This window comes from Salifodinibacter halophilus (assembly GCA_012999515.1).
GTDB lineage: Bacteria > Pseudomonadota > Gammaproteobacteria > Nevskiales > Salinisphaeraceae > Salifodinibacter > Salifodinibacter halophilus.
In genome coordinates, this window is the sequence record JABEEB010000638.1 from 1 (window position 1) to 241 (window position 241).

Sequence of the window (241 nt, forward strand, 5' to 3'; positions counted from 1 at the left end):
GGCGGCTGGCAGACGATCGCCTGGGGCACGACCATCGGCTGCAAGCGCCTGGAGCGATTCGAGCCCGTGCGCGCGCAGCGCCTGCGGCTGACCATCGAGCACGCCTACGACTTGCCGCGCATCGCCACCGTAGCCGTGTACCGCAGCCGCCCGACCTGACCGCCCCGTGCGATCCCCCTGTAGGAGCGGCGCGAGCCGCGACTGCGGGGTAGCCGGTCGCGTCGTAGGCGCGGTATCGCGG

The 241-nt window shown here is 73.4% G+C and carries 1 protein-coding gene; it reads left to right on the plus strand.

All coding sequences use genetic code 11. From position 1 onward, the window contains the following. Positions 1 to 159, plus strand: a 159-nt coding sequence (locus HKX41_13115) for a glycoside hydrolase family 29 (GenBank protein NNC25074.1), incomplete at its 5' end; no start/stop codon positions are given. Positions 160 to 241 lie beyond the last annotated feature (82 nt).